General features: G+C 73.5%; 20 protein-coding genes and 1 riboswitch. Of the genes, 11 read left to right on the forward strand and 9 right to left on the reverse strand.

Annotated features, from left to right (window positions below; all coding sequences use genetic code 11):
* The first annotated feature begins 173 nt into the window (after nt 1-173).
* Genes ACGFZP_RS02165 through ACGFZP_RS02175 form a run of 3 tightly spaced genes read left to right on the forward strand, consistent with a single transcriptional unit; the run spans nt 174 to nt 2,945 of the window.
* Nucleotides 174-1,025, forward strand: coding sequence for a lysophospholipid acyltransferase family protein (locus tag ACGFZP_RS02165; protein ID WP_392928302.1), 852 nt, complete (start codon nt 174-176; stop codon nt 1,023-1,025).
* Nucleotides 1,026-1,054: 29 nt separating this feature from the next.
* Complete coding sequence (gene macS, locus ACGFZP_RS02170) at nt 1,055-2,251, forward strand: MacS family sensor histidine kinase (RefSeq protein WP_392927658.1); 1,197 nt, start codon at nt 1,055-1,057, stop codon at nt 2,249-2,251.
* A complete protein-coding gene (locus ACGFZP_RS02175) occupies nt 2,244-2,945 on the forward strand; it encodes a response regulator (protein ID WP_392927659.1) in 702 nt (233 codons plus the stop codon). The genes macS and ACGFZP_RS02175 overlap by 8 nt, the downstream gene beginning before the upstream one ends.
* Before the next feature lie 44 nt (nt 2,946-2,989).
* On the opposite strand, the gene ACGFZP_RS02180 is transcribed toward ACGFZP_RS02175, so the two are convergent.
* On the reverse strand, nt 2,990-4,924 hold the full coding sequence (locus ACGFZP_RS02180) for an anthranilate synthase family protein (RefSeq protein WP_392927661.1): 1,935 nt from the start codon (nt 4,922-4,924) through the stop codon (nt 2,990-2,992).
* A gap of 302 nt (nt 4,925-5,226) precedes the next feature.
* Between ACGFZP_RS02180 and ACGFZP_RS02185 the strand changes: the two genes are divergently transcribed.
* Together ACGFZP_RS02185 and ACGFZP_RS02190 are read left to right on the forward strand one after the other, a co-directional pair.
* On the forward strand, nt 5,227-6,564 hold the full coding sequence (locus ACGFZP_RS02185) for a class II 3-deoxy-7-phosphoheptulonate synthase (protein ID WP_387940403.1): 1,338 nt from the start codon (nt 5,227-5,229) through the stop codon (nt 6,562-6,564).
* Nucleotides 6,565-6,752: 188 nt separating this feature from the next.
* A complete protein-coding gene (locus tag ACGFZP_RS02190; protein ID WP_392927663.1) occupies nt 6,753-7,046 on the forward strand; it encodes a bacterioferritin-associated ferredoxin in 294 nt (97 codons plus the stop codon).
* A gap of 33 nt (nt 7,047-7,079) precedes the next feature.
* Here the strand turns inward: ACGFZP_RS02190 and bfr are convergent, their stop codons facing one another.
* On the reverse strand, nt 7,080-7,559 hold the full coding sequence (gene bfr, locus ACGFZP_RS02195) for a bacterioferritin (protein ID WP_392927665.1): 480 nt from the start codon (nt 7,557-7,559) through the stop codon (nt 7,080-7,082).
* A 217-nt stretch (nt 7,560-7,776) separates the two neighbouring features.
* Here bfr and ACGFZP_RS02200 point away from each other — a divergent pair, with 217 nt between their 5' ends.
* Entirely contained in the window at nt 7,777-8,406 is a 630-nt protein-coding gene (locus ACGFZP_RS02200; protein WP_392927667.1) for a sulfite oxidase-like oxidoreductase, read from the forward strand.
* Nucleotides 8,407-8,441: 35 nt separating this feature from the next.
* On the opposite strand, the gene ACGFZP_RS02205 is transcribed toward ACGFZP_RS02200, so the two are convergent.
* The 5 genes from ACGFZP_RS02205 to thiO all read right to left on the reverse strand — a co-directional run bounded on the left by ACGFZP_RS02205 (nt 8,442) and on the right by thiO (nt 14,026).
* Nucleotides 8,442-9,809: an FAD-binding oxidoreductase gene (locus ACGFZP_RS02205; RefSeq protein WP_392927668.1), complete on the reverse strand. Its 1,368-nt coding sequence runs from the start codon at nt 9,807-9,809 to the stop codon at nt 8,442-8,444.
* Between the two features lie 149 nt (nt 9,810-9,958).
* Nucleotides 9,959-11,731 carry a Stk1 family PASTA domain-containing Ser/Thr kinase gene (gene pknB, locus ACGFZP_RS02210; RefSeq protein WP_392928303.1) on the reverse strand — a complete coding sequence of 591 codons (1,773 nt, stop codon included), beginning with the start codon at nt 11,729-11,731 and terminating at the stop codon, nt 9,959-9,961.
* A 106-nt stretch (nt 11,732-11,837) separates the two neighbouring features.
* Entirely contained in the window at nt 11,838-12,656 is an 819-nt protein-coding gene (locus ACGFZP_RS02215; protein WP_392927670.1) for a thiazole synthase, read from the reverse strand.
* A 3-nt stretch (nt 12,657-12,659) separates the two neighbouring features.
* The gene (gene thiS, locus ACGFZP_RS02220) at nt 12,660-12,869 is read right to left on the reverse strand and encodes a sulfur carrier protein ThiS (protein ID WP_392927672.1); all 210 of its coding nucleotides are present in this window, start codon (nt 12,867-12,869) and stop codon (nt 12,660-12,662) included.
* On the reverse strand, nt 12,866-14,026 hold the full coding sequence (gene thiO, locus ACGFZP_RS02225; RefSeq protein ID WP_392927673.1) for a glycine oxidase ThiO: 1,161 nt from the start codon (nt 14,024-14,026) through the stop codon (nt 12,866-12,868). Before thiO ends, thiS begins: the two co-directional genes overlap by 4 nt.
* Nucleotides 14,027-14,028: 2 nt before the next feature.
* Nucleotides 14,029-14,141, reverse strand: a riboswitch (TPP riboswitch).
* Nucleotides 14,142-14,261: 120 nt separating this feature from the next.
* Between thiO and ACGFZP_RS02230 the strand changes: the two genes are divergently transcribed.
* Genes ACGFZP_RS02230 through thiE form a run of 3 tightly spaced genes read left to right on the forward strand, consistent with a single transcriptional unit; the run spans nt 14,262 to nt 16,523 of the window.
* Nucleotides 14,262-15,458 (forward strand): NAD(P)/FAD-dependent oxidoreductase, encoded by a 1,197-nt coding sequence (locus tag ACGFZP_RS02230; RefSeq protein WP_392927675.1) that lies wholly within the window; start codon nt 14,262-14,264, stop codon nt 15,456-15,458.
* Nucleotides 15,459-15,510: 52 nt separating this feature from the next.
* Nucleotides 15,511-15,876: an Rv2175c family DNA-binding protein gene (locus ACGFZP_RS02235; protein ID WP_392927677.1), complete on the forward strand. Its 366-nt coding sequence runs from the start codon at nt 15,511-15,513 to the stop codon at nt 15,874-15,876.
* Complete coding sequence (thiE, locus tag ACGFZP_RS02240) at nt 15,876-16,523, forward strand: thiamine phosphate synthase (protein WP_392927678.1); 648 nt, start codon at nt 15,876-15,878, stop codon at nt 16,521-16,523. The genes ACGFZP_RS02235 and thiE overlap by 1 nt, the downstream gene beginning before the upstream one ends.
* Nucleotides 16,524-16,586: 63 nt before the next feature.
* Here the strand turns inward: thiE and ACGFZP_RS02245 are convergent, their stop codons facing one another.
* Complete coding sequence (locus tag ACGFZP_RS02245; protein WP_392927679.1) at nt 16,587-17,693, reverse strand: polyprenyl synthetase family protein; 1,107 nt, start codon at nt 17,691-17,693, stop codon at nt 16,587-16,589.
* A gap of 196 nt (nt 17,694-17,889) precedes the next feature.
* Here ACGFZP_RS02245 and metF point away from each other — a divergent pair, with 196 nt between their 5' ends.
* Both metF and ACGFZP_RS02255 read left to right on the forward strand, forming a co-directional pair.
* A complete protein-coding gene (gene metF, locus ACGFZP_RS02250) occupies nt 17,890-18,804 on the forward strand; it encodes a methylenetetrahydrofolate reductase [NAD(P)H] (protein WP_392927681.1) in 915 nt (304 codons plus the stop codon).
* A gap of 134 nt (nt 18,805-18,938) precedes the next feature.
* Nucleotides 18,939-19,838, forward strand: coding sequence for a hypothetical protein (locus ACGFZP_RS02255; RefSeq protein ID WP_392927683.1), 900 nt, complete (start codon nt 18,939-18,941; stop codon nt 19,836-19,838).
* A gap of 40 nt (nt 19,839-19,878) precedes the next feature.
* Here the strand turns inward: ACGFZP_RS02255 and ACGFZP_RS02260 are convergent, their stop codons facing one another.
* A complete protein-coding gene (locus tag ACGFZP_RS02260) occupies nt 19,879-21,357 on the reverse strand; it encodes a phytoene desaturase family protein (RefSeq protein ID WP_392927684.1) in 1,479 nt (492 codons plus the stop codon).
* Nucleotides 21,358-21,367 lie beyond the last annotated feature (10 nt).

Below are 21,367 nucleotides of genomic sequence, written 5' to 3' on the forward strand. Positions count from 1 at the left end.
CCCTTGCGGATGCCCGGGCCGGGCACCCGCAGACCAGGCCTCGGGCGGTCGCCGTACGCCCGTCGGACGCCTCGTCGGAGATCCGGCGGGGCGGGGCGGGCGCGGGCGGGCGCCGCGGGGCATTAGGATCGACCGGTCCGCATAACAGGAGGCCCCGGTTGTTCTACCGACTGATGAAGATGATCGTCGCGCCACTGCTTCGGATCTTCTTCCGGCCGTGGATCGAGGGTGAGGAGAACATCCCCACCGAGGGTGCCGCGATCATCGCGAGCAACCACCTGTCCTTCTCGGACTCCTTCTTCTTCCCTGCCCTGATCAGGCGCCGGGTGACCTTCATCGCCAAGGCGGAGTACTTCAACACGCCCGGCATCAAGGGCAAGTTGACCGCCGCCTTCTTCAAGGGCGTCGGCCAGCTGCCGGTGGACCGGTCGGGTGTGCGCGGCGCGGGCGAGGCGGCGATCCGCAGCGCGATCGCCGTGCTGGAGCAAGGCGAGCTGTTCGGCGTCTACCCGGAGGGCACCCGCTCGCCCGACGGCAAGCTGTACCGGGGCAAGGTCGGCGGTCTGGCCCGCGTCGCGCTGGCCACCGGTGCGCCGGTCATCCCGGTCGCCATGATCGACACCGAGAAGGTCCAGCCCCCCGGCCAGGTGGTCCCGAACTTCGGCATCCGCCCGGGCATCCGGATCGGCCGCCCGCTGGACTTCTCCCGCTACCACGGCATGGAGAACGACCGCTTCATCCTCCGTTCGGTGACGGACGAGGTGATGTACGAGATCATGCGGCTCTCCGGCCAGGAGTACGTGGACATCTACGCGACCGCCGCCAAGCGGCAGATCGCCGACGACAAGAAGCGCGCCGACGCCGAGCGCAAGGCGGTCCAGAAGGCCGAGCAGGCCGCCGCCAAGGCTGAGAAGGCCGAGGCGGACAGGATCGAGAAGGCCGAGAAGGCGGCGGAGGCGGAGAAGGCCGAAGCCGCCAAGGCCGCCGAACAGGGCGAGCAGGGACAGAAGGACGGCTCGGCCTAGACCCGGCCGCCGGGGGAGGGGCAGCGCAGATGTCGGACGGCAGCAGAACCGGGGCGGTCGGCGGGACCCTCGCGGCCGGCGGCATGTCCGTCGAACTGCCGCTCTGGCGCGCCATCTCCTACTTCCGGGTCCTGGCGCTCTGTTACGCGGTACTGCGCTACCTCAACTCCTACCTGCACTTCCTGCACCCCGTCGCGGGCTGGATCTACCTCGGCGCACTGATCCTCTGGACGCTCGCCAGCACCCGCGCCTTCGCGGGACCGCAGCGCTGCACCTGGTACGTGCTCGGCACCGACCTCACCCTCGCCGTCACCGGCATCGTGATGAGCGGGATGACCGACGACCCGGCCAGGATCAGCCACGGCGCCCCCACCCTGCCCACCATCTGGGCGGCCGGCACCGTGCTCGGCTTCGCGGGCAAGGGCGGCTGGCGCTGGGCGGCGGCGGCCGGTTCGGTGATAGGCCTGGCCAACATCCTCGGCCACGGCGGCCCGACCGGTGACAACATCCACAACATCGTGCTGCTGATGGTGGCGGGCTGCGCCATCGGCTACGTCATCGAGATCGCCCGCGCCAGCGAGGCGACGCTCACCCGGGCCCTCCAGGTGGAGGCGGCCACCCGCGAGCGCGAGCGGCTCTCCCGGGACATCCACGACGGGGTGCTCCAGGTGCTCGCCCTGGTCCAGCGCCGCGGCGGGGAGCAGGGCGGGGGCCGCCCCGGCGGCGCGGACTTCGCCGAGCTCGGCCGCCTCGCGGGCGAGCAGGAGCGGGCCCTGCGGACGCTGATGAGCGGCGGACCGCTGCCCGCCCAGCGCCGGCCGCTCGAACCGCAGGACCTGCGCACCCTGCTGGGCGGGTACGCGGGGGAGCGGATCACGCTGTCCGCCCCCGGCACCCCGGTGCTGCTGCCCGCCCCCGCGGCCGGCGAACTGGCCGCCGCGGTCGGCGCGGCCGTGGACAACGTCCGCAGGCACGCCGGTCCGCAGGCCAGCGCCTGGATCCTGGTCGAGGACGAGCCGGAGGCCGTCACGGTCAGCATCCGCGACGACGGTCCGGGCTTCGCACCGGGCCGGCTCGGCGAGGCGGAGCAGGCCGGCCGGCTCGGGGTCTCCCAGTCGATCCGCGGGCGGCTGCTGGACCTCGGTGGCACGGCCGAGCTGTACTCGGTGCCCGGAGAGGGCGTCGAGGTCGAACTGCGCGTCCCGAGAAGGGGTTCTGATGACTGACCAGCAGGCTGCCCGGCCGACCGACCAGCCGACCGGCCAGCCGGTGCGGGTCATGGTCGTGGACGACCACCCGATGTGGCGCGAGGCCGTCTCACGCGACCTCGCCGAGGCCGGGCTGGACGTGGTGGCCACCGCGGGCGACGGCGAGGAGGCCGTCCGCCGGGCCCGCGCCTGCAGCCCGCAGGTGGTGGTGCTGGACCTCAACCTCCCCGGCCTGTCCGGTGCCGAGGCGTGCCGCCAGGTGGTGGCCCAGGACCCGTCGGTGCGCGTGCTGGTGCTGTCCGCGAGCGGCGAGCACGCGGACGTACTGGAGGCGGTGAAGTCCGGTGCGACCGGCTACCTGGTCAAGTCGGCCGGGCGGGAGGAGCTGCTGGACGCGGTGCGCCGCACCGCCGTCGGCGACGCCGTCTTCACCCCGGGCCTGGCCGGCCTGGTCCTCGGCGAGTTCCGCCGCCTCGCCGCCGAGCCCGCCGCCCCGACCGCGCCCGCCGTCCCGCAGCTCACCGCCCGGGAGACCGAGGTGCTGAGGCTCGTCGCCAAGGGACTGTCCTACCGCCAGATCGCCGACCGGCTGGTGCTCTCGCACCGCACGGTGCAGAACCACGTCCAGAACACCCTCGGCAAGCTCCAGCTGCACAACCGGGTCGAGCTGGTCCGCTACGCCATCGAGCAGGGCCTCGACGACGAGATCTGAGCGGGCGCGCCGGCCGGCGCGCCCGCCCGCGGTGGAGCGGCGGGTCAGCCGCGCAGCGCCGCCGCCTCGCGCAGCACCCCGGCGACGATGTCGACGCCCTCCCGGGTGAGCACCGACTCCGGGTGGAACTGCAACCCGGCGAAGCCCGCGCCGCGCAGCGCGTGGACGTCGCCGGTCAGCGGGTCGCGGGAGACCTGTACGCCCTCGGCGGCCAGCCGGGCCGCGTCCTCGTCCGAGCAGCGCGCGGTGAAGGTGTTGTAGAAGCCGACCGTGCGCTTGGTGCCGAACAGGTCGACCGTCTCCTGCGCCCCCTGGTAGGGGACGGCCTTGCGGGCCAGCGGCAGGCCGAGCGCGTCCGAGAGCAGCTGGTGGCTGAGGCAGACGGCGAGCAGCGGCGCGGTCCGGGCGCCCGAGCGCACGGCAGCCAGCGCGTCGGCGACGATCGGGCGCAGCACGGCCATCTTGGGGTCCTCCGCGGCGGCCGGGTCGCCCGGGCCGGGGCCGAGCACCAGCGGGCCGCGGTGGGCGGCGACCCGCTCGCGCAGGCCCGGCTCGTCGAAGCGGACGACGGAGACCCGGTGGCCGAGCGAGGTCAGCAGGTGGGCGAGCATCGAGGTGAAGGTGTCCTCGCCGTCCACGACCAGGGTGGGTTCGGGCTCGGTGACCTGGGCCGGCTCCTGCATCCGCAGCCAGAACGGGGCGAGGTTGGCGCGCCGGGCGTCGAGCGCGGCCTGGACGCGGTGGTCGTCGGCCAGCCGGGGGCCGCTCGGACCGGGCACCCGGGCCGGGGTGGGGCGGGCGCCGATCGCGGTGAGCACTCCGGCGGCCTTGGCGTGGGTCTCGGCGACCTCGGAGTCCGGATCGGAGTGGCGGACGAGGGTCGCGCCGACCCGGACCACCAGTCTCCCGGTGGCCGGGTTGATGTCGGCGGTGCGGATGCAGATCGGGGAGTCCAGCAGTTGGCCGCCGCTGGCGGAGCGGCCGATCAGGGCCAGCGCGCCGGAGTAGTAGCCGCGCCCGCCGCGTTCGTAGCGCTTGATCACCCGGGTGGCGTTCTGCACCGGGCTGCCGGTCACGGTGGCGGCGAACATCGTCTCCTTGAGCACCTCGCGCACGTCCAGCGAGGTGCGCCCGCGCAGCTCGTACTCGGTGTGGGCGAGGTGGGCCATCTCCTTGAGGCGCGGCCCGAGCACCTGGCCGCCGAGGTCGCCGACGGTGCACATCATCTTGAGCTCCTCGTCGACCACCATGGTGAGCTCCTCGAGCTCCTTGGGGTCGTGGAGGAACTCGAGCAGCGAGTCGATGTCGGAGCCGCCGGCCGGATAGCGGTAGGTGCCGGAGATCGGGTTCATCACGACCGTCCCGCCGCTCTGGCGGACGTGCACCTCGGGGGAGGCGCCGACCAGGACCCGCTCCCCGGTGTGCACCAGGAAGGTCCAGTAGGCGCCGCGCTCCTGCTCCAGCAGCCGGCGGAACAGCGAGAGCGCGAGGGCGGGGGAGAAGCCGTCGAGGGTCGCGGTGAAGTCCCGGCGGATGACGAAGTTGGCGCCCTCGCCGCGTCCGATCTCGTCCTCGATGACCCGGCGGACGATCCCGGCGTACTCCCGGTCGTCGATGTCGAAGGCGCCGCCGGACAGCGAGACCGGCAGGTGCGGGAGTTCGGGGGCCAGCGCGGCGAGCGGGAAGGCGTACTGCTCGTCCACCGAGAGCGCCTGCAGCGGGGTGGCGTCGTCGTGCGCCTCGAAGCCGCGCTCGCGGATCTGCCGGTACGGGACGAGGGCGAGCAGGTCGTGCACCGGTCCACCGGCCGGGACGCCCGAGCGGACCGGTAGATCGGCCAGCTGCTCGTACGCGCCGACGGTGCCCACCAGCACCTCGACGGTGTCCGGGGCGAGGCGGGGGGTGCGGCGGTGCAGCAGTGCGAACGCGGGTGCGTCGGGGCCGGTCAGTCGGGCGAGCAGGTCGGCGGGGGTGGTCACGGTGGCGGCTTCCTTCCGGGTGGAATGCGGGGTGCGGTGCTGTGCTCCGCTCCCGGGAGGGCCGACTGCTCAGACGCCGACGGCCGCCCCGAGGGGCGGCCGTCGTGTTCGTCTAGGAACGCGAGATCTGTGGGCCACCCTTGGGGTTGGCCCACCACCAGGAGTGGTTGTGCGGCGCGTTCATGCGTCGAGCCTAGCGGATGCCGCAGACCGGGTGAGCCGGGTCACGTGATTGTCCGAGATGTGTCTCACCCATCGGGCGGTGGTCACAAATTGGTTGCCGCACCCCGTAGCCTTGCCGTGTGACCGTGACAAATCCCCACTCCTGGCAGTCCCTGCCCGCGGCGCAGCAGCCTGAATGGCCGGACCAAGAGGCTCTGCGCAAGACCCTTGCGGAGCTCGCCTCCTATCCGCCGCTCGTCTTCGCGGGCGAGTGCGACCAGCTGCGCGCCCGGCTCGGTGCCGTGGCGCGTGGTGAGGCGTTCCTGCTGCAGGGCGGCGACTGCGCCGAGGCGTTCGACGGCGTGTCCGCGGAGCACATCCGCAACAAGCTGAAGACCCTGCTCCAGATGGCGGCCGTGCTGACGTACGCCGCCTCCGTCCCCGTGGTGAAGGTCGGCCGGATCGCCGGCCAGTACTCCAAGCCGCGTTCGAAGTCGACCGAGACCCGCGACGGTGTGACCCTTCCGGTCTACCGCGGCGACTCGGTGAACGGCTTCGACTTCACCCCCGAGTCCCGGATCCCGGATCCGGAGCGCCTCAAGCGGATGTACAACGCCTCCGCTGCGACGCTCAACCTGGTGCGTGCCTTCACCACCGGTGGGTACGCGGACCTGCGCCAGGTGCACGCCTGGAACCAGGACTTCGTGCGCAACTCGCCGGCCGGTCAGCGCTACGAGCAGCTGGCGCGTGAGATCGACAACGCGCTGGCGTTCATGAACGCCTGTGGCGTGGCGCCGGAGGAGTTCAAGACCGTCGAGTTCTACTCCTCGCACGAGGCGCTGATCCTCGACTACGAGACTGCGCTGACCCGCGTGGACTCGCGCACCGGCGACCTGTACGACGTCTCCGGCCACATGGTCTGGATCGGCGAGCGCACCCGTCAGCTGGACCAGGCGCACATCGAGTTCGCCTCCAAGATCCGCAACCCGATCGGCGTGAAGCTGGGCCCGACCACCTCGGTCGACGAGGCGCTCACCCTGATCGAGCGGCTGGACCCGGAGCGCGAGCCCGGTCGGCTCACCTTCATCACCCGGATGGGTGCGGGCAAGGTCCGCGACCACCTCCCCACCCTGGTGGAGAAGGTCACCGCCTCCGGCGCCCAGCCGGTGTGGATCTGCGACCCGATGCACGGCAACACCTTCGAGGCCTCCAGCGGCCACAAGACCCGCCGCTTCGACGACGTGCTCGACGAGGTCAAGGGCTTCTTCGAGGTGCACCGCGCCCTCGGCACCCACCCGGGCGGCATCCACGTGGAGCTGACCGGCGACGATGTCACCGAGTGCGTCGGCGGCGGCGACGAGGTGCTGGTCGACGACCTGCACCAGCGCTACGAGACGGCCTGCGACCCGCGCCTCAACCGCAGCCAGTCGCTGGACCTCGCGTTCCTGGTGGCGGAGATGTACCGCGGCGGTCACTGACCTCGCACCGGCCCCGCGCGTGCACCAGGCGTTGATGTGACGAAAGCCCCTCCGGATTCGGGACTCCCGAGCCCGGAGGGGCTTTTTCATGTCCGGATCGCCAGGTAAGGTGAGGCTCAGTGAACTAAGGCAAGCCTTAGTCAAGATCACTTGGCCGACCAGCTCGCACCACCCCGGGAGAGACCGCGATGTACGTGTGCATGTGCCATGCGGTCACCGAGGCCCAGGTGAAGCAGGAGATCGACGCGGGTGCCAACACCCCGCGCCAGATCGCCAAGGGCTGCAAGGCCGGCACCGACTGCGGCTCCTGCGTGCGCCGGATCCAGGCGCTGCTGGGCGAGCACGGCGCGCGCCCCTGCCCGACGGCCCGGCTGGCGGCCCGGCTGGGCCTGGCCGACCCCGAGGCCGAGGAGCTCCAGGCCCCGCAGCCGCAGCCGCACGCCCCGCTCCCGGCCGTCGCGATACCGCTGCGCGCGGCCTGAGCGACCGCGTCCGGCCTGGGCGACCGTGCTCGGCTACGACTCCGGCTGCTCGATCAGCTGGGCGAGGTAGAGCGGCTCCCCGAGCTTCTCCAGCAGCTCCAGCTGGGTGTCGAGGTAGTCGATGTGGTGCTCCTCGTCCGCCAGGATGGACTCGAAGATGTTCGCCGAGGTGACGTCGTTCTTGGCCCGCATCACCACGATCCCGCGCCGCAGCCGGTCGATCGCCTCGACCTCGACCTGGCGGTCCGCGTGGAACATCTCCTTGACGGTCTGGCCGATCCGGACGTGGAACAGCCGCTGGTAGTTGGGCAGTCCGTCCAGGAACAGGATCCGGTCGGTGAGCACCTCGGCGTGCTTCATCTCGTCGAACGACTCGTGCCGCGTGTACTTGGCGAGCTTCGTCCAGCCGAAGTTCTCCTGCATCTTCGCGTGCAGGAAGTACTGGTTGATCGCGGTCAGCTCGGCGGTGAGCTGCTCGTTGAGGAACTCGATGACCTCTGCGTCGCCCTTCATGGCGGTGCCTTCCTGCTCTGCGTCCGGGAATCACGGCCGTACCCACCGGCTTCCCGCATCCTGGCACCGGGATGGGACGAAATTCCAGTAAGTTCACACTCAGTCGGACATGTGTCGGAATATCCGATTTGGTCCTCTATTAACCCGTTCAGGCGGGCGCACACCACCTCAAAGGGGCGCGCGCTGGGCGCCGTCCGCCGTCTGTCACCATGGAGCCATGGGTCAGTCCGAACAAGAACCGCTTCCGCCGTCTGACCCGAGGCTCCCTCCGGGCCAGCGCCCGCAGCGCGGCTGGCCCGCCCTGCACTACGGGCCCGTACCCCGCTTCAAGCCGCTGACGTGGGACTTCCAGGTGTTCGGCGCGACCGCCTCGGCGGAGAAGCACAGCTGGGACTTCGCCGGCTTCACCGCCCTGCCGCGCGCCACCGTGCACGCCGACTTCCACTGCGTGACCAGGTTCTCGATGCTGGGCAACGAGTGGACTGGGGTGTCGGCCTCGCTCGTCCTCGAACGGGTGCCCCCCGCGCCCGGCGTCACCCACGTCATGGTCTGGGCGGAGTACGGCTACAGCGCCAACCTGCGGCTCGCCGACTTCGCCGACCCCCGGACGATCTTCGCCACCCACCGCAACGGCGAACCGCTCACCGCCGAGCACGGCTTCCCCGTCCGCCTGGTCGTCCCGCAGCTGTACGCCTGGAAGGGGCCCAAGTGGGTCCGGGCGGTGGAGTACATGCGGGCCGACCGGCGCGGCTTCTGGGAGGAGCGCGGCTACCACAACCTCGCCGACCCCTGGAGCGAGCAGCGCTACTCCTACCAGGAGGAACCGGGCGACGGCCCGCTCCGCTAGGGCCAGGCTTGAAGACGGGACCTGGGGGCCCGTGCCTACCGGATGTTCTGGTTGAGGTGGAACAGGTTGTCCGGGTCGTAGCGCTGCTTCAGCTCCACCAGCCGGTCGTAGTTGCCCCGGTAGTTGGCCCGGATCCGGTGCTGGTCGTCGTGGTCCATGAAGCCGATGTAGCCGCCCGACTCGGAGTGCGGTGCGAGGTCGGCGTAGTAGTCGCGGACCCAGGCGGTGTTCGCGGCGTCGTCGGCCGGGTCCGGCCAGACCCCGACGATCACGGTGGCGAAGGTGGCGTCGCGGTAGGCGAAGGCCGTGCCGTCGGCGGGCACCCGGTGGCAGGCGCCGTTGATCGGGTAGATGTGCACCCCCGAGTTGACCGTCGGCACCAGGCCGCCGTGCGCCAGGTGGGTTTCGATCGCCCCGTCGGTCAGCTCGCCCGCGAAGACGCCCTTCCAGTACTGCTGCAGGCCCGGCGGAAGCAGCGGGTCGAAGGCCGCGCCGAACGCCGGGTACGGCACCGGGCCGACGCCCTCGGCCAGCATCGGGGCGGCGTCCCGCAGCGGCGCCAGCACCTTGTCGGCGTCCTCCGGGGGACCGGACCAGCAGGGCACCAGCAGGATGAAGTTGTCGCCCACCCGGTCCTCCGGGACGAACGGCAGCGGCGGTGCGATGTGGAAGCCGGGGAAGAGGCCCAGCTGCTCCGGGGCGTCCTTGATGAACTCGCGGTAGAACCGCAGCACGTCGCCGGCGTACTCCAGCTCGAAGACCATCGGTCCGGCGATCACGTCCTTGACCGGGCTCAGCCGGAACTCGAAGGACGTCACCACGCCGAAGTTGCCGCCGCCGCCGCGGAGCGCCCAGAACAGGTCGGGCTCCTGCTCCGCACTCACCGTGTGGAACCGTCCGTCCGCGGTGACGACGTCCGCCGAGATCAGGTTGTCGCAGCTCAGGCCCAGTCCGCGGGCCAGATGGCCGAAGCCCCCGTTCAGCGTGAGGCCGGCGATCCCGGTGGTGGAGATGATCCCGCCGGTGACGCCGAGGCCGAAGGCGTACCCGGCGGAGTTCAGGTCGCCCCAGGTGACGCCGCCCTCGCAGCGGGCGGTCCGGCCCTGCGGGTCGATCCGGACGCCGCGCTGACCGGAGAAGTCGATCACCAGGCCGTCGTCGCAGGTCCCGAAGCCCGGCGCGCTGTGGGCGCCGCCGCGCACGGCGAGCTCCAACCCGGTCTCCCGGGCGTACTGCACGGCCGTGATCACGTCCCCGGCGTTGGCGACCCTGACCACCGCGGCCGGCCGCCGGTCGATCATGCCGTTGTAGACCCGTCGGGCCTCTTCGTACCCCTCGTCCGCGGGCGTGGTCACCACACCCCGCACGCGCTCCCTCAAGTCCTCGACGGTGGGCCCGCCCATGGCGACCACACTCCTCGGGTAGCGGCCGCCGCGCAGCCCCGTCCGGAGGTCCCGGCGCAGCCCGCGGGGCGGCACGCGGGGCCGGGCAGGCCTGGTTCCACGCTACGCCCGGGCCCGGCACCCCGCCGGACAGGACCTCGGGCCCTGTCCTAGAGGAACGGGAAGGTCACCGTCACCACGGTGCGCTGCGGCCGTCGTTCACCCGCCGCGGGGGACTGGCTGGAGACCTTGCCGGTGCCGAACAGGTTGACGCCGCTGCTCTGCATCGAGAATCCGGCGGCCTGCAGGGCCTTGGCCGCGTCGTCCTTGGACATCCCGGTGACGTCCGGGACGGGCACCATGCCCTTGCTGACCACCAGCGCGACCGCCGTGTTCTCCGGCACCTGCGCCCCGGCGACGGGTGAGCTGCTGATCACCGAACCCTCCGGCACGGTGTCGTGGTAGGTCTCGGTGGTGGCACCCGTGGACAGCTGGGCGCCGGCCAGCAGGGACGCCGCCTGCTCGGCCGGCTTGCCGGTGACGTCCGGTACGGCGATCCGCTTCGGCCCCCGGGAGACGGTGACGGTGACGGCGTCGCTCTTGCGGGCCCGGGTGCCGACCCCCGGATCGGTGGAGATCACCTGCCCGGCCGGCACGCTCTCGCTGTACACCTCGGTGAACCGCCCGTGCATGCCCGCGCCGTCCAGGATCCGCTGCGCCTCGGTGCGGTCCTTGCCCAGCACGCCGGGCACCGCCGCGTACAGCGCCCCGGAGAGCGCGTAGGTGGTGCCGCCGACCAGCAGCACCAGGGCGGCCAGCACGGAGACCCAGACCAGCGGCTTGCGCGGCAGCCGGCGCAGCAGGCCCGCCGCGCGGGGGGTGCGCACCGGCGCCGGCTCGTCGTACGGGCGCGGCTCGGTGAGCAGCTGCTCCATCAGCTCCGGCGGCACGTCCAGCACGCTGGTGCGTTCGGTGGGCGGCCGGACCACCGCGCCCGGCTGGATCACCGAGGTCGGCTCGCTGGTCGGGAACCGCGGGCTGGGCCGGGTGGAGGCGGGCGGCTCGGCGTCCAGCTGGGCCGCGGTGAGCGTGCGGCGGACCCGCTGGAGGGCGGCCAGCAGCTCGACCGCGTCGTACGGGCGGGCCTGCGGGTCGCGCGCACAGGCGCCGGCCACTATCGCGTCCAGCTCGGGGACGACCCCGGGCACGGTGAGCGAGGGCGCGGGCACGTCCTCGTTCAGGTGGCGGTACATGACCTGGACGGGGTTCTCGCCGGTGTGCGGACGCCGGCCGGTGAGCATCTCGTACAGCAGGATGCCGGCCGCGTAGACGTCGACCCGCTGGTCGGTGTCGGCGCCGGGGCGGATCTGCTCCGGGGCGAGGTAGGAGACCGTGCCGAGCACCGTGCCGGTGGTGTCGGTGGCGGAGGTGACGGCGCCGTCGGCGGTGTTCAGCACCCGGACCAGGCCGAAGTCGGCGACCTTGACCAGGCCGTCGTCGGTGATCAGCACGTTCTCCGGCTTGACGTCCCGGTGGACCAGCCCGGCCCGGTGGGCGGCGCCGACGGCGGCCAGCACCGGCTCCAGGATGTCCAGGGCGGCCCGGATGGAGAGCGCGCCGCGGTCGCGCAGCAGGTCGCGCAGGGTGCGCCCGGGTACGTACTCCATGGCGAGGAAAACGTTTCCGCGGTCGGCGCCCTGGTCGAAGACGTTGACCACGTTGGGGTGCGCGAGCCGGGCGACCGCCTTGGCCTCGCGGATGAACCGGCTGGTGAAGCCGTCGTCCCCGGCGAGCGAGGGGTGCATCACCTTGAGCGCCACGACCCGGTCGAGCCGGGTGTCGGTGCCCCGGTAGACGGTGGACATCCCGCCGGTCGCGACGCGCTGCTCGACCCGGTACCGGTTGTCGAGCAGGGTACCGATCAGGGGGTCGTGCAATGCCATGTCCACCCGGCGAGTGTAGTGGCGCGGCCGGGCACGGGTCCCGGGAGACACCGCCCCCGGGGGCTCTGTGCCCGGCTTGTGACACGCCCGACGGCCGGGTGGGGGGTCAGAAGGCGGGGCGCTCCCGGGTGTCCAGGTCGGCCCGGCCGGCCATCGCCGAGGAGGCCTCGGCGTGGAAGCGGCGCGGGATCCGGCCGGCCCGGTACGCGAGGCGCCCGGCCTCGGTGGCGTGGCGCATCGCGTCGGCCATCAGCACCGGGTCCTGAGCACGCGTCACCGCCGAGGCGAGCATCACCGCGGAGCAGCCCAGCTCCATCGCCAGGGCCACGTCCGAGGCGGTCCCGGCGCCCGCGTCCAGGATCACCGGGACGCCGGCGCCCTCCACGATCAGCTGGAAGTTGTGCGGGTTGCGGATGCCCAGGCCGGAGCCGATCGGGGAGCCCAGCGGCATGATCGCCGCGCAGCCGACGTCCTCCAGCTTGCGGGCCAGCACCGGGTCGTCGTTGGTGTAGGGGAGGACGGTGAAGCCGTCGTCGACCAGGGTCTCGGCGGCGTCCAGCAGCTCGATCGGGTCCGGCAGCAGGGTGCGCTCGTCGGCGATCACCTCCAGCTTGACCCAGTCGGTGCCGAGCGCCTCGCGGGCCAGCCGGGCCGTCAGCACGGCCTCCCCGGCGGTGAAGCAGCCGGCCGTGTTGGGCAGGATGCGGATGCCGTTGCGGGTGAGCACGTCCAGGACCGAGCCCTGGGTGGTGGCGTCGACCCGGCGCATCGCGACGGTGGTCAGCTCGGTGCCGGAGACCCGCAGGGCCTGCTCCAGGACCTCCAGGCTGGGGGCGCCGCCGGTGCCCATGATCAGGCGCGAGCCGAAGGCGGTGCCGGCGATCGTCAGGGTGTCCTTGTCGTCGCCGAGGCGGGCGTCGGTCATCGCTCAGCCCCCCTGGACGGCGGTGAGGATCTCCACCCGGTCGCCCGCCGAGAGCCGCGTGAGCGGCCACGAACCACGGGGCACCACGGCTTCGTTGAGTGCGGCGGCGACGCCGGAGTTGGCCTGGCTGAGGGCGGCCACCACCTCGGCGAGGGTGGTCGCGGCGGGCACCTGGCGGGGCTCGCCGTTGACGGTGAGTTCGATCTCGCTCATGCGGGGACCTTCGTGGTGAAGCGGGTGGGGGAGAACGGTCCGGCGAGCTCGGGCATCGTGCCGGTGGCCAGGTACTCGGCGACCAGGTCGGCCGTCACCGGGGTGAGCAGGACGCCGTTGCGGTAGTGCCCGGTGGCGGCGACCAGGCCGGGCAGTGCGGTCGGACCGATCAGCGGCGCGTTGTCCGGCGAGCCCGGGCGCAGGCCGGCAGAGGTCTCCACCAGCGGCAGCTCGGTGATGCCGGGGACCAGCTCGTGGGCGTCGCGCAGCAGCTCGTACACCCCGCCGGCGGTGACGGTGGTGTCGTAGCCCTGCTCCTCGCTGGTCGCGCCGATCACCAGCTCGCCGTCCTCGCGCGGCACCAGGTAGAGGTGCCGGCCGCGGACCACCGCGCGGACGTTGCGGGAGAGGAACGGCCGGTAGGGCGCGGGGACGCGCAGCCGCAGGATCTGGCCCTTGACCGGGCGGATCGCGGGCAGCACGCCCGCGGGCAGACCGGGCAGCAGATGGCTGTGGGGGCCGGCGGCGAGCACCGTCCGGTCGGCGGTCACCGTCTCGCCGGTGCTCAGCCGGGCACCGACCGCCCGGTCGCCCTCGACCAGCAGCTCGACCGCCTCGGCACGGTGGCCGGCGACGCCCGCGGCCTCGCCGGCCCGCAGCAGCGCCGTCAGCAGCCGGCGGCCGTCCACCTGGTGGTCGTCGGTGACGTGCAGGCCGCCGCGGACCCCGGGGGCCAGCATGGGTTCGAGCCTGCGGGCCTCGCGGCCGGTCAGCCAGTGCGAGTCCAGGCCGAGCCGCCCGTGGAAGGCGTGCAGCTCGCGGAGCTCCTCGCGGTCGTCGGAGTCGAGGGCGACGGCGATGGTGCCGCACCGGCGGTAACCGGTGTCCTCGCCGCCGCTCGCCTCGGTGAGCTCGGCCGCGAAGGCGGCGTACCGCTCGTTGGAGGCCATCCCGAGGCGCAGCAGCGGCTCCTCGCCGTACTGGAGTTCGGTGACCGGTGCGAGCATGCCCGCCGCGACCCGGGCGGCGCCGCCGCCGGGGTGCGGGTCGACCACGACGATCCTGCGCAGTCCGCGCTGTGCCGCCCGCCAGGCGACGGCGAGGCCGATGACGCCCCCGCCGATCACCAGGACGTCGGCGTGGGTACCCGGAGCCAAGCGTGTCAAGGTCGCTCTCTCCCTTCGCCGGAATGACCCGGATCAGGTTCGGACGGTCGCGGGCCGTGCCAGCCCGCCTCTCAGCCCGGTTCGCCGGGCTCCCGTGATGGTGCCCCCACCTTAACTCCGGGGGTTGCCGCCGCCGAAGGCGCGTACGAAGGGTGGACGGCGCCCGCACCCCGGGCCCGTCCGGGGGCCGGTTCGGGCGTCCGGGACGGCTGGGTACAGTGACGGCGTGGGAGAGCTGAGCGGGACGGATCGGGTGGTCGTCGTCGGTGCCGGACTGGCCGGGGCGCAGTGCGCCGCGGGGCTGCGGCGGGGCGGCTGGCAGGGGCGGATCACCCTGGTCGGCGAGGAGGCGCACGCGCCGTACGACCGGCCGCCGCTCTCCAAGGAGGTGCTGCTCGGCAAGGCCGACGCCACCACCCTCGACATCGACCTCGCGCACCTGGGCGTCGAGCTGCTCACCGGCCGCCGCGCCACCGGCCTCACCCCCGGCACGCTGCACACCGACGGCGGCGACCTGCCGTACGGCGCCCTGGTGATCGCCACCGGGGCCGCCCCGCGCGCCCTGCCCGGCGCCGAGCGCGCCCATCTGCTGCACACCCTGGACGACGCGCTGGCGCTGCGCGCCCTGCTCCGGCCCGGCCTGCGCCTGGTGCTGGTCGGGGCGGGCTGGATCGGCGCCGAGGTGGCCACCGCCGCCCGGACGGCCGGCTGCGAGGTCACCGTGGTCGAGACGGGCCCGGCACCGGTGCCCGCCGCGCTGCCCGTCGAGATCGGCCGGGCGATGGCCGCCTGGTACGCCGAGGCCGGGGTCGGGCTGCGCTGCGGCGTCGGCGTCGCGGCCGTGGAGCCTGGCGCGGTCCTGCTGGAGGACGGCTCGCACCTGCCCGCCGACGAGGTCGTGGTCGGGATCGGGGCCCGCCCGGCGACCGGCTGGCTGGCCGGTTCCGGGGTCGCACTGGACGCCGCCGGCGCCGTCCTGGTGGACGAGCGGCTGCGCACCGGCCTGCCCGGGGTCTTCGCCGCGGGGGACTGCATCAGCTACCCCTCGGTGCGCTCCGGCGCCCGGTTGGCCGTCCGGCACTGGGACCACGCGCTGCAGTCCGGCGAGGCGGCGGCCGCCTCCGTGCTCGGCTCGGACGCGCCGTACGACCCGGTGCCGTACTTCTGGTCGGAGCAGTTCGGCCGGATGGTGCAGTACGCCGGACAGCACGGCGAGGGCGACGAGATCGTCCGCCGAGGCTCCCCGCAGGACCCGACCTGGGCGGTGCTCTGGCTGCGCGACGGCGTGCTGCGCGCCCTGCTCACGGTGGACCGCCCGCGCGATCTGACCCAGGGGCGGCGGCTGATCGAGCGCGGCACGGCACTGGACGCGGCCCGCGCGGCGGACCCCGCCGTACCGCTGAAGTCGGCCGTCGCGGGGTAGCGCGGACGGCCGTTTGGTGCGCGGCGGGCCGCGGAGGTGGCAGTCTGGTGGCGTGAGTGAGATCGAAAGCAAGATTGAATCCCTGGTCACCGAGTGGATGTACCTGCCTGACATCTCGGAGCAGTGGGGGGTCCGGGTCACCGAGGTGCGCGACCTGGTCAAGAACGGCGGCCTGATCGCCGTCCGGCGCGGCCCCAACAAGTCGCTCCAGGTGCCGGCCGCGTTCATCGACGGCGCCGGGCTGGTCAAGCACCTGTCCGGCACCCTGACGGTGCTGCGCGACTGCGGGTACAACGACGTGGAGATCCTGGAGTGGCTCTTCACCGAGGACCCGTCGCTGCCCGGCAGCCCGATCCAGGCGCTGCAGGAGAACCGCGGCACCGAGGTGAAGCGCCGCGCCCAGGCGATGCTGATCTGATGGCGGCGGACACCCTGCGCCGGCGGGTCGCCGACGCCCGGCTCTACCTGTGCACCGACGCCCGTCGCGAGCAGGGCGACCTGGAGCAGTTCCTCGACGCGGCGCTGTCCGGCGGCGTGGACATCGTCCAGCTGCGGGACAAGGGCCTGGAGGCCCGGCAGGAGCTCGCGGCGCTGGAGGTCTTCGCCGACGCCTGCCGTCGGCACGGCCGGCTGCTCTCCGTCAACGACCGCGCCGACGTCGCGCACGCGGCCCGCCCCGAGGTGCTGCACCTCGGGCAGGACGACCTGCCGGTGTCGGCCGCCCGGGCGATCCTCGGCGAGGACGTGGTCATCGGACGGTCCTGCCACGCCGAGTCCGAGGTGGACGCGGCGATCGCCGAGCCCGGCGTGGACTACTTCTGCACCGGCCCGGTCTGGCCCACCCCGACCAAGCCGGGCCGCCACGCGCCGGGCCTCGGCCTGGTCTCGTACGCGGCTCGGCAGACCACCGACCGGCCGTGGTTCGCCATCGGCGGCATCGACCTGGGCAACCTCGACGAGGTGCTGGCGGCCGGGGCGAGCCGGGTCGTGGTGGTGCGCGCGATCACCGGCGCGGACGACCCGCAGGCGGCCGCGGCCGAGCTGTCCCGGCGGCTGCGGGCCTGACCGCCCGGCCGCCGCCGACCGCAGGCCTGGGCACTGTCAGAAACGGCCTCGGCCGGACAAGCCCTAGTACTTGCGGACGGTGGCGGCCTCGGCCAGTGCCAGCAGGGCGGCGCGGGCCCGCTCGTCCGCCAGCGGCGCGGCGGCCAGCGCGGCCAGCGACTGGCGCATCAGCTCCTCGATCCGCCGCTCCACCTTCTCGGCCGCGCCGCTGCGCTCCACCAGGGCGCGCAGCCCGGCGACCTCCTCGGGCGCCAGGTCCGGCGCGCCGAGCCGCTCGTCCAGGTGGCGGGCGTCGGCGGCGGGCAGGGCGCGCATCGCGTGCGCGACCAGCAGTGTGCGCTTGCCCTCGCGCAGGTCGTCCCCGGCCGGCTTGCCGGTGACCGCCGGGTCGCCGAAGACGCCCAGCAGGTCGTCGCGGAGCTGGAACGCCTCGCCCAGCGGCAGGCCGAACGCCGAGTACGCCTCGACCAGCTCCGGTCCGCCCCCGGCCAGCAGCGCCCCGACCTGCAGCGGCCGCTCGATCGTGTACTTCGCCGACTTGTAGTGCAGGACGGTCTGCGCCCGCTCCAGGGCGCCCTCGTCGGTGGAGTCGCCCGCGACCGGCTCCAGCACGTCCAGGTACTGGCCGACCATGACCTCGGTGCGCATCAGGTCGAACACCGGCTTGGCGGCCAGCACCGCGGCCGGCTCCAGGCCCGAGCGCAGGAACAGCTCGTCGCACCAGATCAGCAGCAGGTCGCCGAGCAGCACCGCCGCCGAGGCGCCGTACTGCTCGCGGTCGCCGCGCCAGCCGCTCTCCCGGTGCAGCGCCTCAAAGCGGCGGTGGACGGAGGGCAGGCCGCGCCGGGTGTCGCTGCGGTCCATCAGGTCGTCGTGCACCAGGGCGCTGGCCTGGAGCAGCTCCAGGGCGGCCGCCGCGTGTGCGATCCCGTCGTTTTCGGACGGTCCGCCGGCACCGCGCCAGCCCCAGTAGCAGAAGGCCGGGCGCAGCCGCTTGCCGCCGTCCAGCAGGAAGTCGCGCAGCGCGTCGGTGGCGGGCGCGAGCTGCGGGGAGATCTTCCCCAGCAGGGCCGACTGGCCGTCCATGAACCCGGCGAGGGCGGCGTTGACGCGGGTCCGCACGTCCTCCAGATCAATGGGGTTGGCCGGCCGGTTGCTGGACGAGGTCACGATGAGGCTCCGGGGGTCGCTGGGATGCGGCAAGCCTAGCCGGGCGGCCGGGAACGGCCGTACGGACGGCGGTCCGGCGCGGGCTCCGGCGGGCCTCCGACCGGCGTTCGAACAGAAGCGGAACCCCGTCCACCAGGTGTCTCAATCAGTGGACCCGAGTTGTCCGTGTCCAGCGCGTCACGGTTAACCTGCCAGCATGGCACTCGGTATCGCTTCCACCAGACCAGACCGCGCGCTGACGGTTCGCGAGCTCCTGGCGGCCGGCAAGCGGTCCTTCTCCTTCGAGTTCATGCCCCCGCGGACCGAGGTCGGCGAGCAGCGGCTGTGGGACGCCATCCGGCGGCTCGAACCGCTCGACCCCAACTTCGTCTGCATGACGTACGGGGCGGGAGGCTCCTCGCGCGAGCGCACGGTCAACATCGTCGGCCGGATCGCCACCGAGACCACGCTGACCCCGGTCGCCCACCTCACGGCGGTGGACCACTCGATCGCCGAGCTGCGCAACATCATCGGCCAGTACGCCGACCAGGGGGTGCGCAACGTCCTCGCGGTGCGGGGCGACCCGCCCGGCGACCCGATGGGCGAGTGGGTCAGCCACCCGCAGGGCGTCACGTACGCGTACGAGCTGGTCGAGCTGATCAAGGGCATCGGCGACTTCTGCGTGGGTGTCGCGGCCTCGCCGAACATGCACCCGCGCTCGACCGACTGGGACGAGGACATCCGCCACTTCGTCGCGAAGATCCGGTCCGGGGCCGACTACGCGATCACCCAGATGTTCTTCGAGGTCGACGACTACCTGCGGCTGCGCGACCGGGTCGCGGCGGCCGGCTGCGCGACGCCGATCATCCCGGAGATCATGCCGGTCACGAACGCCAAGCAGCTGGACCGGTTCCCCCAGCTGAGCGGGGCGGCCTTCCCGGCCGAGCTGGAGTCCCGGCTGCGGGCCGTGGTCGACGACCCGGCGGCGCTGCGCGAGGTCGGCATGGAGCACGCCACCGCGATGTCCGAGCGCCTCCTCGCCGAGGGCGCACCCGGGCTGCACTTCATCACGCTCAACCACTCGACGGCGACGCTGGAGATCTACCAGAACCTCGGCCTGCACCAGCGCTGAGCCGTCCGTACGCGGCCTGCCCGGCTCCCGCCCGAGCCGGGCGGGAACGCGATGCGGTGCCCGGGCCGTTGAACCGGTACAGTCGCCGCACACGCGCGGCGGGCGCGGGCACGCGACTCGGAGGTAGCGGGCGGATGGGCATCGGATACCTGCTGCTGTACGGCGCGTTGGCGGTGGTGGCGCTCTGGCTGGTGGCCGAGCTGCTGCTGCAGAACCGGGCCCCGCTGCACTGGCGGGCCCTCGCCCTGGCCGGGTTCCTCGGGGTGGCCGGGGGCATGGCGCTCGGCTCCGTCGTGGTGATCGGCGCGGGCGCGGCGATGTTCGCGGTCGGCCAGGTCTTCGTCACCCTCTCCGTGAAGCGCGGCTACGGGTCCGGCTGGTCGCTGCGCAAGCCGGACGGGACCCTGCCCGGCCCGCTCGCCAAGGTCCCGCTGCTCGGCGCCCTGACCGGCGGGGCGGCGGCCGTGGCGGCCGCCGCGGTGGCAGCGGACCGGATCGGCGAGGTCGGCGCGGTCGAGGAGGCCGTGGTGGCCGCTCCCGTCGCGGTCGCGGAGGACGTCCCGGCCGTCGAGCAGACCGCCGCCTTCCAGATGCAGGAGCTCACCCAGGACGGCGTCTACGCCGCCGGGTACTACGAGCAGCAGCAGCCCGCCCAGGACCCTTACGCCGGGGCCTACCAGTCCGGCTACGACGTCCAGCAGCAGCAGCCTCAGCCGGACGCCTTCGGCTACGAGCAGCAGCAACAGCAGCAACAGCAGCAGCAGTGGCAGGGCCAGCAGCAGCCCGCCTTCGCCTACGACCAGGGCTACGGCGGCTACCAGCAGCAGCCCCAGCAGGATCCGTACGGAGGCTACGCCCCGCAGCAGGACCAGTACGGCGGCTACCAGCAGCAGGCCCAGCCGGACGCGTACGGCTACGAGCAGCAGCAACAGCAGCCGGAACAGCAGCAGTGGCAGCCCGAGCAGGGCATCCCCGCGCAGCAGGCCTACGACTACGGCTACCAGCAGCAGCCCACCTGGCAGCAGCAGGGCTGACCCGGCCCGGGCCCGCGACGGACGTCGGGCCGGACAGGCCCTACGCGGGCCCGATCAGGTTGGCCGCGACGCAGGCGGACATGCCGACCCGGGCCAGGCCGCCGCCGGGGTGTGCGGTGCCGCCGATCAGATAGCGGCCCGGGGCCGGCTCGTTGGCCGCCTGGAGGTACCCGCCGTGCAGGCCGGCCAGGGCGGGGCGGGGGACGGAGCCGCGCCAGGCGCCCGTCTCGCGCTCGGTGTCGGCGGGGGTGCGGACGACCCGCCACAGGATCCGGTCGCGCAGCGGGATCCCGGCGGCCTCCACGGCGGCGACCATCCGGTCGGCGCAGCGCTCGCCGACGGCCGGGTCGGACCAGTCGGTGCCGGTGGTCCCCACCGTGGCGGTGAGGACGACGCTCTCGTGCGCACCGTCCGGCCGCAGCGACGGATCGTCAGGACGCAGGACCTGCACGGTCGGCCGGTCCGCCGGCGGGAGGCCGTCGAAGACCGCGGCCGCCTCCGCGGCGGGGTCGGTGGCGTGCACCACCGTCCGGTGCGCGGTACCGGCCGGCCGGGCGCCGCGCAGGGCGAGCAGCACGCAGAGCCGGCCGGGCGGCGGCGCCTCCCCGAGGGGCTGCGGGCCGGTGTCGGTGATGCCGGTGATGCGGGAGGTCCGGGTGTCGGCGGCCGAGACGACCACGTCGGCGGGCAGCTCCCCGCCCTTCGCCAACCGGACGCCCACCGCGCGCCCCCCGTCGAGCAGCACCTCCTCGACCGGGCTCTCGAAGCGGAACGCCACTCCGCGCTGCTCGCACCGGCGGTACACCGCGTCCGCCAGTGCGCGGATGCCGCCGCCGACGTACCAGACGCCGAAGGACTGCTCCATGTACGGCAGCACCGTCGCGCTCGCCGGAGCGGTCCGCGGATCGAGGCCGAAGCGCAGCGCGTGCTCGTGCAGCAGGGCGGTGAGCCCCGGGTGGCCGCCGAGCTCGCGGGCGGCCACGTCGGCGAGGGTCCAGGGCGCGCGGCGCAGCCGGGCCAGGCCCCTGCGGGGCGGGGCGGGGTACGGATCGGTGTGGAGCGGGGTCGGGTCGGCGGGGAGGGGCTCCTCCAGCAGGGGGCGCCGGGTGGCCTCCCACACCGTCCGGCCGTGGTTCATCACCTCGCTCCAGCGCGCGCCCGAGCCGGGGTCGAACGCAGCGTCCAGGGCCTGGATCACACCGCCGCGGGAGGCGTTGGGCAGCAGCAGGCCGGTGCCGTCGGGGAACAGGTGCCGGCTCTCCGGGTCGACCGGGGTCAGCTCGACCAGCTCCTCCAGCGGCTCCCGGCCGGTCTTCAGCGCCAGGTCGCGGTAGACCGCGGGGAGGGTGAGCAGGCCAGGGCCGGTGTCGAACGCGAAGCCGTCGCGCTCGTACCGGCCGACCATGCCGCCGTAGGTGCCGCCCGCCTCGCAGACCGTGACCCGGTGTCCGAGGGTGGCCAGCCGGGAGGCCGCCGCGAGCCCGCTCATTCCTGCGCCGATGATGACGATCCGTGCCATGGCACCCGAT

Origin of the sequence: Kitasatospora sp. NPDC048239, assembly GCF_043202015.1 — a bacterium.
Taxonomy (GTDB): domain Bacteria; phylum Actinomycetota; class Actinomycetes; order Streptomycetales; family Streptomycetaceae; genus Kitasatospora.